The organism is Polynucleobacter sp. KF022, assembly GCF_027924105.1.
Taxonomy (GTDB): Bacteria; Pseudomonadota; Gammaproteobacteria; order Burkholderiales; family Burkholderiaceae; genus Polynucleobacter.
The window spans coordinates 1,044,893-1,056,932 of the sequence record NZ_AP026972.1; the positions used below are offsets into that span (position 1 = coordinate 1,044,893).

The 12,040-nt window shown below is 46.6% G+C and carries 13 protein-coding genes and 1 tRNA gene; 4 read left to right on the plus strand and 10 right to left on the minus strand.

The features are described 5' to 3' along the window. Window positions 1–23 precede the first annotated feature (23 nt). The 6 genes from PKF022_RS05445 to PKF022_RS05470 all read right to left on the minus strand — a co-directional run bounded on the left by PKF022_RS05445 (window position 24) and on the right by PKF022_RS05470 (window position 4,687). Window positions 24–1,010, minus strand: a complete 987-nt coding sequence (locus tag PKF022_RS05445; RefSeq protein ID WP_281776114.1) for a tripartite tricarboxylate transporter substrate binding protein BugE — start codon at window positions 1,008–1,010, stop codon at window positions 24–26. Between the two features lie 4 nt (window positions 1,011–1,014). After that, on the minus strand, window positions 1,015–1,641 hold the full coding sequence (locus tag PKF022_RS05450) for an ABC-type transport auxiliary lipoprotein family protein (RefSeq protein WP_281776115.1): 627 nt from the start codon (window positions 1,639–1,641) through the stop codon (window positions 1,015–1,017). Further along, complete coding sequence (locus PKF022_RS05455) at window positions 1,638–2,567, minus strand: MlaD family protein (protein WP_281776116.1); 930 nt, start codon at window positions 2,565–2,567, stop codon at window positions 1,638–1,640. The genes PKF022_RS05450 and PKF022_RS05455 overlap by 4 nt, the downstream gene beginning before the upstream one ends. Beyond that, window positions 2,564–3,349: an ATP-binding cassette domain-containing protein gene (locus PKF022_RS05460; protein ID WP_281776117.1), complete on the minus strand. Its 786-nt coding sequence runs from the start codon at window positions 3,347–3,349 to the stop codon at window positions 2,564–2,566. The genes PKF022_RS05455 and PKF022_RS05460 overlap by 4 nt, the downstream gene beginning before the upstream one ends. Next, complete coding sequence (locus PKF022_RS05465; RefSeq protein WP_281776118.1) at window positions 3,349–4,521, minus strand: ABC transporter permease; 1,173 nt, start codon at window positions 4,519–4,521, stop codon at window positions 3,349–3,351. The genes PKF022_RS05460 and PKF022_RS05465 overlap by 1 nt, the downstream gene beginning before the upstream one ends. Before the next feature lie 89 nt (window positions 4,522–4,610). Then, window positions 4,611–4,687, minus strand: a tRNA-Arg gene (locus tag PKF022_RS05470). Between the two features lie 18 nt (window positions 4,688–4,705). On the opposite strand from PKF022_RS05470, the gene greB reads away from it, so the two are divergent. Continuing rightward, entirely contained in the window at window positions 4,706–5,206 is a 501-nt protein-coding gene (gene greB, locus PKF022_RS05475; protein WP_281776119.1) for a transcription elongation factor GreB, read from the plus strand. Between the two features lie 2 nt (window positions 5,207–5,208). Here greB and PKF022_RS05480 read toward each other — a convergent pair whose 3' ends face one another. The 4 genes from PKF022_RS05480 to PKF022_RS05495 are packed head-to-tail and all read right to left on the minus strand — an operon-like array spanning window position 5,209 to window position 9,449. Further along, the gene (locus PKF022_RS05480; RefSeq protein WP_281776120.1) at window positions 5,209–7,596 is read right to left on the minus strand and encodes a bifunctional (p)ppGpp synthetase/guanosine-3',5'-bis(diphosphate) 3'-pyrophosphohydrolase; all 2,388 of its coding nucleotides are present in this window, start codon (window positions 7,594–7,596) and stop codon (window positions 5,209–5,211) included. 15 nt (window positions 7,597–7,611) lie between these two features. After that, window positions 7,612–7,815, minus strand: a complete 204-nt coding sequence (rpoZ, locus tag PKF022_RS05485) for a DNA-directed RNA polymerase subunit omega (protein WP_011902918.1) — start codon at window positions 7,813–7,815, stop codon at window positions 7,612–7,614. 44 nt (window positions 7,816–7,859) lie between these two features. Beyond that, entirely contained in the window at window positions 7,860–8,498 is a 639-nt protein-coding gene (gmk, locus tag PKF022_RS05490) for a guanylate kinase (protein WP_281776121.1), read from the minus strand. 21 nt (window positions 8,499–8,519) lie between these two features. After that, window positions 8,520–9,449 carry a YicC/YloC family endoribonuclease gene (locus PKF022_RS05495; RefSeq protein WP_281776122.1) on the minus strand — a complete coding sequence of 310 codons (930 nt, stop codon included), beginning with the start codon at window positions 9,447–9,449 and terminating at the stop codon, window positions 8,520–8,522. Between the two features lie 67 nt (window positions 9,450–9,516). On the opposite strand from PKF022_RS05495, the gene rph reads away from it, so the two are divergent. Genes rph through hemW form a run of 3 tightly spaced genes read left to right on the plus strand, consistent with a single transcriptional unit; the run spans window position 9,517 to window position 12,030 of the window. Beyond that, entirely contained in the window at window positions 9,517–10,257 is a 741-nt protein-coding gene (rph, locus tag PKF022_RS05500; RefSeq protein WP_281776123.1) for a ribonuclease PH, read from the plus strand. Window positions 10,258–10,265: 8 nt separating this feature from the next. Beyond that, window positions 10,266–10,856 (plus strand): RdgB/HAM1 family non-canonical purine NTP pyrophosphatase, encoded by a 591-nt coding sequence (gene rdgB, locus PKF022_RS05505; RefSeq protein WP_281776124.1) that lies wholly within the window; start codon window positions 10,266–10,268, stop codon window positions 10,854–10,856. Then, window positions 10,849–12,030, plus strand: coding sequence for a radical SAM family heme chaperone HemW (gene hemW / locus PKF022_RS05510; RefSeq protein WP_281776125.1), 1,182 nt, complete (start codon window positions 10,849–10,851; stop codon window positions 12,028–12,030). Before rdgB ends, hemW begins: the two co-directional genes overlap by 8 nt. The last annotated feature ends 10 nt before the right edge of the window (window positions 12,031–12,040 follow it).

Sequence of the window (12,040 nt, forward strand, 5' to 3'; positions counted from 1 at the left end):
CCAAAAACTAATTTTTATATTTTTTAGTCAATCTGTAATTTTTGCTTTGCAACCACTTCTTTATAAACGGTGTACTCCGCTTTAATTTCTTTTGCAAAGGCATCAGGACCATTCACATTAATAATGGATCCGGTATCTTCAATGCGCTTCTTCACCGCTGGATCTGCAACCACTTTTTGGAGTGCTGCCGTATATTTATCCACGATCTCTTTTGGAATACCGGCCGGCCCCAAAAGTCCATAGTAGGCCATGCGATTCACTGGTGCTAAACCCACTTCAGCAAAGGTGGGAACATTGGGCAACTGAGCTAAACGCTTGGGTGCGGCTATCACAATCGGTACTAGCTTGCCATCTTTGATAAATGGCAAAGAGGAAGGCAGGTTATCAAAAATCATTGACACTTGGCCACCAACAGTGTCGGCCAATGCAGGACCAGCACCACGATAAGGAATATGCACAATAAATACACCCGTCAAACTTTTAAATAATTCAGTTTGCAAATGCCCAATGCCACCGGTACCAGAACTAGAGTATGAATATTTACCTGGGTTCGCCTTTAAGACCTCCATAAACGTTTTAAAGTCTTTGGCTGGAAATGACGGATTCACCGCGATGATGTTGGGTGTCGCAGCAATATTACTAATGGCCGTGAAATCAGTAATGGGATCGTAGCCAATCTTGGGGTTGATCGCTGGATTGGCTGCCGTAGTCGATACCGTTGCCATGCCAATGGTATAGCCATCTTTAGGTGCTCGCATCACCTCTAATGCACCAATAGAGCCGCCACCGCCTGCCTTGTTCTCAACAATGACTGGCTGTCCTAATTGACGCCCTAAGGCATCTCCTACCGCACGCGCAATGATATCGGTGCTTCCACCTGGCGCAAACGGCACTACTAAGCGAATTGGTTTAACTGGGAAATTTTGAACTTGAGCAACAGAAACTGAACTTGCAGCTAAAAGAACAGCTGCACTGAAAAGTTTAGTGAGGACAAAAGATGAGATTTTCATAAGCTTACTGACCCAAAGGTTTTGGTAAATTGGCCGCATACTTGGAAAGCTGAACTTCATACTCACGGAAGATTTCAGCTAAGGCTTGTTGCTGGCCTAAAACAAGTGCCTCAGGGGTATTGTCTTTAAGTGCTACGCGTTTTGTATATCGATTTGCACCAATCAAGGGATTGGTTTTTCCTGCGGTAGCTGCAGATAGGAAAAACTCCACACTGACTACTGCCTCAGGCTTAATGCGGTAATCCCCATAAAACTCATTCACTGTTAGCTGCAAGGTATAAAAAGGGAAAAAGGTATTGCCTTGACCAACCGTCGCAGAAAAGATGTTGGCTTGGTTAAACCATTTGCGCTCCGCATTAGAGATCATCTCCGAAGGGATCACGGTGTAGATGTTATAAAAATCCTTCTCATACCGTTGATCGCCTAGACGGTATACCAAAGACTTTGCATCAAATGGCGGCGCTACCGTGACTGGCCCAATCTTGAGCCAGAGATCCGAACGTGTTGGTAGCGCAGCTCCGGTTCGCTCAGGGGCTACCATCCAACTCGTTGGCGCTACTGGCGCTCTAGTAGGCAAAGAGCATGAGACTAATCCCAGAATTGCTGCAATAAAGAGAATTCGTTTCATCATTTTTGTACTCCTGAAGCGCCTGTGCCATTCAGCGGTGGTGTAATTTTTGCGGGAGGCTCACCCCAAATTAAGCTTGACGGCGATTGGCTAGCAATTCGACTAAATTCGTTGAGATTTTCGCTAACCTGCTTCAGGTTCTCAATTGTGACACTCGTATCGCCTTGAATGCTAGAGACTGTTTGACGTAAGGTCACCATCGTGCCCACAAGCTCACGCATCAGAATGCCCAGCTCATCTTTGTCAGTTACCTTGGCAATCCGAGCCATGATGAGGTTTAATTGTTTGACTGACTCAATCATGCCATCATTGCTTTTGCCATCACCAGCCATCATGACATTCAGATTACCCAACAAAGCATCTAGCTTCTTCTGGGTACCATCGATATTCATATCATTAAGAGCTCCGATGAGCTTTTGAATTCCGGAGATGATTTCATCAGCCTGATTAGGTAAAGATGGAATGACTGGGTAGTCAGGCTTCCAGCTATAAGGCAGTGCCTCAGTATGGTTGGCGCCAGAGACAAAATCAAACTCTACGTAATTGACGCCGGTAATACCCATGGACTTAACACGTGCCCGTAAATTATTTTTCACGAAGTCATTAAGATGATCCATATCCACTTGTTCGCCATAAATTTGCATACGCACAATCACATACTGACGACGCTTTTCAAAGGGAACATCTTTTTCATAAATATCTCCCGTTAAACCAATCATGCTGACTTGGCCCACCTTTACACCCCTAAAACGCACTGCAGCACCAGTATCTAGGCCAGTTACAGACTGTTTAATATAGGTTTCAATATAGAAAGATTTTTTAAAAAACTGTCCGGATCCAAAGATCAGTATCACTGCCAATAGCACCCCTATTCCAGCCAGAACAAAAATGCCTAAGCGGAAATAATTCGGATTTGAGTTATTGCTCATGCTGCGTCCTTACTCATAATGCGATTGAAAAATTGATGCACTCTAGGATCCTTGCTGGTATCTCTTAATACTTTTGGATCGCCCTCAGCAATGATGCCTTTTGCGCCCTTATCCAACATGATGACTTTGTCAGCAATAGCATAAATACTTGCCAACTCGTGAGATACGATTACAAAGGTAATGCCGAGGTTTTTTGATAGATCCTGGATGGTGCTGTCAAGATCTGCTGAGGTGATTGGATCAAGGCCTGCAGAAGGTTCATCCAAAAACAATATTTTAGGATCCAGTGCCATTGCTCTTGCAATCGCAGCACGCTTTTGCATGCCACCACTGATTTCGCTCGGCATATAAGTCTCGTAAGGCAAGAGGCCAACCAAGTCGAGCTTACAGCGCGCTAGAAGATCCATTTGTGCCTGCGTGAGCTGGGTGTACTCCTGCATAAACAGTGTGACGTTGTCCAGCAGATTCATTGATCCAAATAGAGCGCCCTGCTGATACATCACTCCAAAACTAGTCATGATCTTTTGACGTTCAGCTCCAGTAGCCGTGGTGATATTTTGTCCTTCAATCAGGACATTACCCGCCAATGGCTGATATAAACCAAATAGGTTTTTAAGAAGGCTCGATTTACCGCAACCTGAGCCCCCTAGAATGACAAAAATTTCACCATTATTGACGGTGAAGTTAAGGTTCTGCATCAAAACCTTGGAGCCGTACCCGACTGTCAAGTTCTGTACGTCGATGGCGTAAGGTGAATTATTAGGAGTAGTCGGCGCGTCCATCAGAAACCTGTTTTATAGGAAATGAAGGCAAAAATACCGTCAACGATGACAATCATGACGATACTACTGACCACTGCACGGGTAGCAGAGATGCCCACCGCTGCTGCGCCATTACCGGTTTGCATGCCGCGCAAACAACCCATTGCCGAGATAACCACGCCAAAGAGAGTTGCCTTTAATAATCCAGAAAGAATATCTTCAACATCTACAGCAGACAACATTCCATTGTAAAAATTGATAAATGGAATGCCATAGATCAACATTGTCAACATCGAAGAAAAAATACTGACGATGTCGGCAAATAAAGTCAAAATCGGCGCAACTAGAATGCCTGCAAGAACACGCGGCACAACCAAGAAACGCATGGGGCTTAAGCCGCCTGAAACTAAAGCATCTACTTCGCTATTTACCGTCATCGTGCCAATCTCGGCTGCAAAGGCTGCTGATGAACGACCGGCCAACAAAATAGCGGTAATTAAGGGGCCCATTTCGCGAACAATGCCTAGCGCTGCCAGCGGGCCTACAAAAGATACTGCGCCAAACTGTTTCATACCAATTGCAGCCTGGAAAGATAAGATCACACCAATCAAGAAAGCTACCAATCCAACGATTGGCAATGCCGCTATACCTGCCTCGACAGCAGCATTGATAAAGTCACCCCATCGAACGTGCTTTGGGTTTCTGACAGACCACACTAAATCCGAAAACAGATGACCCATGAATTCAATTAAACCTACGGTGTCATCAATGATGTTTTGAACTGCCATCCCCAGGCTAACCACAAAACTTCTTTTGGGTTTTTCCAATGGCGTCGGAAATAAATTATTGATGGGATCAAACTCTTTTAATAGAGGTTGATAACGTGAGTTCAATCCTGTTAATTCATATTTGCCGCCCGCAACAGTCTGCGCTTCTTCTATTGCGATCAAAAATGCGATGCCAGCACCATCTAAAGAAGCGACGCCTGAAGAATCGACGCTGAGTGATTTCGCCTTGCTATCGCCTTGCTTTAGCCAAGCATCTTGAGAATCGCGAATTTGAGTCCAGACTCCACCTAGGGAGTAAGCGTTGATAACACCCGAAAGTGACACCTTCGCAGAGGCAGCGCTTATTTGCGACCAAACAGCAACTGGGGCCTCAGAAACGGCAGAAATGGTGTCAGAATTGCTCATAACCCAACTATAAGGGATACAGGTTTAAGTGATGTAAAAGGCTTAAAAATGAAAAGGGCCCAGTTTTGCAACTAGGCCCTCATATAAGTTGGTGCGGCTGGCAGGAATTGAACCCACGACCCCTTGGTTCGTAGCCAAGTACTCTATCCAGCTGAGCTACAGCCGCAACAGCCATAATTATGCCATGGAAGAGAAGAACTACATCACCCCCGCTGGTCACGAGCGCATCAAAAACGAGCTCCTACAGCTCTTAAACCTTGATAGACCGGAGGTTGTCAAGGTGGTGCACTGGGCCGCTAGCAATGGTGACCGATCGGAAAATGGCGACTATATCTACGGGAAAAAGCGTCTCAGAGAGATCGACAGGCGTATTCGCTTTCTCAATAAACGCCTCGAATTTGCGGTAGTTGTCGATAATTCCGCCCGAAAATCCGGGGAAAATGACGCCGACCAGGTCTTCTTTGGGGCAACTGTCACCTACTCCGCGCTAGAGGGTGCTCAATCCGGCAAAGAGACTGTTATCACGATTGTGGGGGTGGATGAAGTCGACTTGGATAAAGGGCATGTCAGCTGGGTATCACCGATTGCAAAAGCACTTATTAAGGCGCGCATTGGTGATTGTGTTTTCATTCAGACGCCAACCGGTCCTGCTGAAATTGAAATCTTAGACGTTCAATATTTGTAAAACTAAACAGCGCGCGTTCTCGTGACTCGCATCACATCAGGATTGGCCCGCAAACTACGCATCACTCTAGAGAGATGCAAGCGATCATAGACTTGGATCGTAAAGCGAATGGTTACAGAATCCTCTTTAAAGCGGTCTTCCATAGAAACATTCATGATGTTGGAATCGGCTGCAGTCACACTACTGGCAACTCTAGCCAAAACACCTTTACCTTGGCGTGTATCAATGGCCAAATCAAGCTCAAACTCGCGATTGAGTTCTTTGCCCCACTCCACCTCCACCCACTTATCGCTATCTTTGGAGAGCATGCGTAAGGCTATAGGACAGTCATTGGTATGAACTTGTAATCCCTCACCCTTGCCGAGATAACCAATGATGTTATCGCCTGGAATTGGATGGCAACAAGTTTGAAAGTGAATCGAATTACCTTCACGGCCATCCACCAAAATCGCTTGACGTTGATGGTGATTGATTTCTTGATTTGGCGCAACCCAATCAGTGGCGCCCAAGCGCATCTGCTCTGATCCGCCTTCATCATCAATCAAAATTTTGAGGCGTATGGCCAACTCTTGCGGCGATCGTCTACCCAAAGCAATATTGACGCAAGCCTCTTCTCTGTTTTTGTCGCCCGTCCAATGGGTAAGCTTTTCCCAAATCTCGGGACTCAGCAATGCAGCATCTACACCTTGCTGGCGCAATGCATTTGCTAATAGGCGTTCACCCAGTTGTAGAGATTCGGAATAATGTTTGGTCTTTAAAGAATGACGTATAGAAGCGCGGGCTTTGCCAGTTCGCACAAAAGCGAGCCAACCGGGATTAGGCTGTGAGCTTGCAGAAGTAATGACTTCAACAATGTCACTATTTTTAAGCTCGCTACGCAAGGGCAATTGCAGACCATTAATCTTTACTGCCACACAAGTATTACCAAGATCACTATGAATGGAGTAAGCAAAATCGAGAGCAGTAGCACCTCTTGGTAGCGCCCTAATCTGTCCAGTAGGTGTAAATACATACACAGCATCTGGGAACAAATCAATTTTGACGTGCTCTAAAAATTCTTGTGAATCGCCACTACTATCTTGAATATCAATCAAAGACTGGAGCCATTGATGAGCGCGGTTTTGTACCTCGCTCATATCGGGCGAACCATCTTTATAGGCCCAATGTGCTGCTACCCCTGCCTCAGCAACGGCATGCATATCAGTTGTGCGAATCTGAAACTCAACCGGCACGCCCGATGGGCCTAATAAGGTAGTGTGTAAGGATTGATAGCCGTTCAACTTAGGGATGGCAATGTAATCTTTAAACTTGCCAGGCATTGGCTTATATAAAGAATGCAAAATACCTAGCGCGCGATAGCATTCGTCGATCGAATGAACGGTAACGCGAAATGCATACACATCCAATACCTGCGAAAAGCTTAAATGCTTAGAGCGCATCTTGTTATAGATGCTAAAGAGCGTCTTTTCACGACCGCGAAGATCGACTTCTAAATTGGCTTTAGCGAATGCCATACGAGAAGCTTGCAAAATCTTCTCAACCATTTCTTTGCGATTGCCTCGCGCCCGCTTTACAGCTCCTTCAATCACTCTAAAACGCATCGGCATCGAGTAACGGAAGCTTAGATCCTGGAGATCGCGGTAAATGACGTTCAGGCCGAGACGGTGAGCAATGGGTGCATAGATTTCAATGGTTTCCGCTGCTACACGACGACGCTTCTCCATCGGCACTGCATCAAGAGTGCGCATATTGTGCGTACGATCAGCCAGCTTGACTAAGATAACGCGAACATCGCGTGCCATCGCCATGAACATCTTGCGAAAGCTCTCCGCTTGCGCCTCAGCATGACTCTGAAACTCTAATTTATCGAGTTTAGTTAGGCCTTCAACCAACTCTGCCACTTTATTGCCAAACTTTTCAACTAAATCTGCCTTTGTGCAGCCGGTATCCTCAATCACATCGTGCATTAATGCCGCCATGATGGAAGGTGCATCTAAGCGCCAGGTAGCGCAAAGCTCTGCAACAGCAACTGGATGGGTGATGTACGGTTCACCGCTATGGCGGTATTGACCTAAATGCGCCGCATCCGAAAACTGAAAAGCTTTTTTGATTTGCGCAATTTCTTCTGGTTTGAGATAGGTCAACTTTGATAGCAACCCCTCTATCGAAACTACCTGATGCTTGAGAGGTAGATTGGGTGCTGAGGTAGGCCCAAACAAATGACGACTCGATTGCGCTAACAAACTCGCAATGATCGATTTTTTACCGCTTTGAGATGTGTTGGATTCGATATCCAACAATTGCGCTTGAGCTGAGTCAAGTGCAGCATCTTTAGGCAAGATGCTTCCTACGTTTTCCGATGTTTTGACTTGTCCAAGAGGGAGCTCCACACCGGAACTCCTAAATTACAGAGGTACTTTGGTCAACATGTCACGGTCGGTTACACCAGCGGCTACTTCGCGCAATGCAACTACCGTAGCTTTATCTCTGGACTCAACACGTGGGGAGTGACCTTGCACCAATTGGCGCGCACGATAAGTGGCAGCCAAAACCAATTCAAATCGGTTTGGAATCGTTTTAAGGCAATCTTCTACAGTAATACGGGCCATGCTGAACTCACTTAATTTAGCTTCAATACCTATAGGATAACTGATTAGACCCCGAGACGCTTCAAAAGCGCTGGATTTCTGGCCATACTGGGCCCAGAACGCAGGCGGCTAGAAGCCAAAATATGCTTCAAATCCACTAAAGCCTGATCAAAGGAATCGTTCACAACGATGTAATCCGCCTCATGGGCATGCGTGAGCTCGATATGAGCAGCTGCTAAGCGCCGCTCAATGGTGGCCTCATCATCTTGACCCCGTTTACGTAAGCGCTCCTCTAAAGCCTCAATAGACGGCGGGAATATGAAGATCCACTGCACGGAAGGAATTAATTTACGAATCTGTTGGGCGCCCTGCCAATCGATTTCCAACATAACATCGCTACCTGCTTGCATTTGCGATTCAATCCACGGCTTGGATGTACCGTAGAAATGACCATGTACTTCTGCCCACTCCAAAAAATGGCCTTGATCACGTTCTTGCAAAAAATCTTCTTTGGTCAAAAAACGATAGTCTTTGCCATCCACCTCTCCAGGCCTTGGAGCGCGAGTGGTAGTCGATAAAGAAAGTTTTAATCCCTGGTCATCTTTTAATAAAGCATTCACTAAAGATGATTTACCGGCGCCGGATGGTGCCACAATCATCAACATGCTGCCTTGATAGGATGGAGTTGAAATAGCGTTAGTCATGATTAATTATTTACTCAAGAATTACTCAAGATTTTGAACTTGCTCACGCATTTGCTCAATAAACAGTTTGAGCTCTAGCGCTGCTTGGGTGCACTCTTCCGATACAGATTTGGAACTTAAGGTATTGGCTTCGCGATTGAGTTCTTGCATCAGAAAATCCAAACGCTTGCCTACTGGGCCTTTACCTGTGAGCGCAGTATCTACAGCCTGCAGGTGGGTTTTTAAACGTGCGAACTCTTCAGCGACATCAATCCGTACTGCGTACAAGACAACCTCTTGACGAATACGTTCCATGAGTTCAGCCCCTGCCTTAGCCTGCTCTTGTGCAGCCAAAGCTTCAGCCAATCGCTCAGTCAACTTCTCCTGGTACTGCGCTACATATTCAGGAACCTTGGGTTCAATCACCTTAACAATGTCACGCATCTTACCGGTAATGTTAGTGAGAACACCAACTAAGGCCTTGCCTTCCGCGTGACGACTTTCCATCAGCGCTGCAAGAGCTGCACGCCCTGCTTCAACAGCGGCAGTAATCCAACTATCTTCTTCGCCCCGCGGCTCAGAAACAACACCAGGCCAACGCAATACTTCAGCAATACTCAGTTCTTGCGCTTTAGGAAAGGCGTCTTGGGCTTTTTCTTGTAGGGTATATAAAGCGTCTAAACGGTCTTTGTTAATAGCGCCTAGTGCATGTGGATTGGATTTAGCCGAGCTAGCTGCCCCAGCATTGACTCGCCAAGCAGCGCGGAACTCTACCTTGCCACGAGAGAGGCTTTGAGTGGCCATTTCCCGCAAGGCAGGCTCAGCCCCTCGACATTCGTCCGGAAGACGAAATCCCAAATCCAGAAAGCGGCTATTTACAGCCCGACATTCCACCTGCAGATCAGCAACTACACCCGCTCCTAAGGAGACTTGGCGAGAAGCGCTGCCATAACCAGTCATGCTCGATATCATATGGACATTGTAGATTCATTATTGAACAAGACCCGATTCAGACCCTAACCCCACAGGACCCCCTTTTATGAGCGCCACCAGCCCAGCTAATATTGCCCGCCCAAGCGGCCGTCAGCCAAAAGATTTGCGCCCAGTTACCATCTCTAGAGCCTTTACCAAGCATGCGGAAGGTTCGGTATTAATTGCCTTTGGGGATACCAAAGTGCTCTGCACCGCCAGCATCCTGGAAAAAGTACCACCCCATAAAAAGGGCTCTGGCGAGGGTTGGGTAACCGCCGAGTACGGCATGCTCCCCCGCTCTACGCACACCCGCAGCGATCGTGAAGCTGCGCGCGGCAAACAATCAGGACGTACCCAAGAAATTCAGCGCCTCATTGGCCGAGCGATGCGTAGCGTTTTTGACTTGAAAGTGTTGGGCGAGAGAACCATTCATCTGGATTGCGATGTATTACAAGCCGACGGTGGCACACGTACGGCATCTATTACTGGAGCCTATGTAGCAGCAAGAGATGCTGTTAACCAGCTTCTAAAGAGCGGTGCTCTCACCAAGGATCCAATCATTGATAGCGTAGCCGCTATTTCTGTTGGCATCTATGAAGGCACGCCAGTGCTTGATTTGGATTACCCAGAAGACTCTTCTTGCGATACCGATATGAACGTGGTCATGACTGGTAAAGGCGGCATGATTGAAGTACAAGGCACTGCTGAAGGCGCAGCCTTCTCTAGAGCTGAGTTAAATGCGCTGCTGGATCTTGCGGAACAAGGCATTCGTGAGCTCACCCAAATGCAAATGGATGCATTGAAATAAAGATCCAGATGCAAAAGCTCGTTCTCGCTTCTAATAACACTGGCAAGGTAAAGGAATTTCAGGCGCTTTTAGCTCCTCTGAATTTTCAGGTTATTCCCCAAGGTGAATTAGGCATTCCGTCCGCAGAAGAACCTCACTGTACTTTTGTAGAAAACGCACTAGCCAAAGCACGCCACGCTAGCGCTGTATCTGGTTTGCCTGCTTTGGCTGACGATTCTGGAATTTGTGCGCATGCCTTAAATGGTAAGCCCGGGGTTTTATCCGCTCGCTTTGCAGGAGAGCAAGGCGATGATGCAGCGAACAATGAAAAACTCATTGATGAATTAAAGGCTCACGCTGATCGGGGTGCGCATTATGTATGTGCGCTGGTATTCGTCAATAGCGCAGATGACCCAGAGCCCATCATTGTTCAAACACGTTGGTATGGGCAAATTGTGGATAAAGCATCGGGTGGCAATGGTTTTGGGTATGACCCTCACTTTTTCCTACAGGAACATGGCTGCACTGCTGCAGAGCTAGAGCCTGCAAAAAAGAACTTGATTAGCCATCGCGGTCAAGCCTTACGCAAACTCATTACCCTACTTAAAGCGCGTGCTTAACTCCAACCCTAACAAAGTAAGTCTCAGTGCATTGCCACCTCTGGCTTTGTATATTCACTTTCCTTGGTGTGAAAAGAAATGTCCTTATTGCGATTTCAATTCGCATCAAATTAAAGAGGGCAAAGCAGGTTTTGATGAGGCGCGGTATATCCATGCGCTGATTGCCGATCTGGAAACAGAATTGCCCAATACTTGGGGGCGCCAAGTCCACAGTATTTTTATTGGTGGCGGAACTCCAAGCCTGCTTTCCGCCGAAGGCATGGATCAACTTTTATGCGCAATACGCGCCAGAGTGAACCTAGAGCCAGATGCCGAAATCACGATGGAAGCAAATCCCGGGTCAGTTGAGACTGAAAAATTTGCTGGTTTTGCAAAGGCCGGAATTAACCGCGTTTCCCTTGGAATTCAGAGCTTTCAAGATGAATACCTTAAAGCCTTGGGTCGTATACATAATGGTGAGGAAGCCAAGCGAGCCGTTGGAATTGCACTAAAACACTTTAAGTCCGTAAATTTAGACCTCATGTACGGCCTGCCAAATCAAACGCTAGCGATGGCGAAAGCAGATGTAGAAACTGCCTTGTCATTTAAGACGCCCCACCTCTCTTTCTACAACCTTACCCTTGAGCCCAATACGTACTTTGCTAGCTTTCCACCATCTCTTCCGAATGAAGATGCAATTGATGCGATCTATGAGCAGAATTTAGATCTACTCACCAAGGCCGGCTATCAACGCTATGAAGTCTCCGCTTACGCCAAAAAGCATCAGGAGTGCAAACACAACCTAAACTACTGGCGCTTTGGAGATTACATTGGCATTGGTGCAGGGGCACATGGCAAAGTTTCCTACCCAGACCGAATCACACGACAAGTTCGAGAACGTCAACCCGAGGCCTATATGACTGCGATGGAAACCAAAGGTAATGCACTCATTGAAAATCGCGAGATTGCAGCCAAAGATCTTCCATTTGAATTTATGCTCAATACCTTAAGGCTCACAGATGGCGTTGACACTAGCACCTTTACCGAGCGTACTGGCTTGCCTTTAAGCACCATTAGCAAAAGCTTGGATGAAGCTAGCAAAAAAGGTTTGTTAGACGAAAACCCTCGCAGACTGAAAGCGACTGAATTAGGTATTCGTTACCTCAATAACTTACAAGAGATGTTTTTGGATTAACTCTATAGCG

Excerpts from the sequence above, each read along its gene's own strand:
- rdgB (WP_281776124.1), top strand. The coding sequence starts at position 10,266 with ATGCAAAAGCTCGTTCTCGCTTCTAATAACACTGGCAAGGTAAAGGAA.
- rph (WP_281776123.1), top strand. The coding sequence starts at position 9,517 with ATGAGCGCCACCAGCCCAGCTAATATTGCCCGCCCAAGCGGCCGTCAG.
- PKF022_RS05445 (WP_281776114.1), bottom strand. The coding sequence starts at position 1,010 with ATGAAAATCTCATCTTTTGTCCTCACTAAACTTTTCAGTGCAGCTGTT.
- PKF022_RS05450 (WP_281776115.1), bottom strand. The coding sequence starts at position 1,641 with ATGATGAAACGAATTCTCTTTATTGCAGCAATTCTGGGATTAGTCTCA.
- PKF022_RS05495 (WP_281776122.1), bottom strand. The coding sequence starts at position 9,449 with ATGATATCGAGCATGACTGGTTATGGCAGCGCTTCTCGCCAAGTCTCC.
- rpoZ (WP_011902918.1), bottom strand. The coding sequence starts at position 7,815 with ATGGCCCGTATTACTGTAGAAGATTGCCTTAAAACGATTCCAAACCGA.
- greB (WP_281776119.1), top strand. The coding sequence starts at position 4,706 with ATGGAAGAGAAGAACTACATCACCCCCGCTGGTCACGAGCGCATCAAA.
- gmk (WP_281776121.1), bottom strand. The coding sequence starts at position 8,498 with ATGACTAACGCTATTTCAACTCCATCCTATCAAGGCAGCATGTTGATG.
- PKF022_RS05455 (WP_281776116.1), bottom strand. The coding sequence starts at position 2,567 with ATGAGCAATAACTCAAATCCGAATTATTTCCGCTTAGGCATTTTTGTT.
- PKF022_RS05460 (WP_281776117.1), bottom strand. The coding sequence starts at position 3,349 with ATGGACGCGCCGACTACTCCTAATAATTCACCTTACGCCATCGACGTA.
- PKF022_RS05465 (WP_281776118.1), bottom strand. The coding sequence starts at position 4,521 with ATGAGCAATTCTGACACCATTTCTGCCGTTTCTGAGGCCCCAGTTGCT.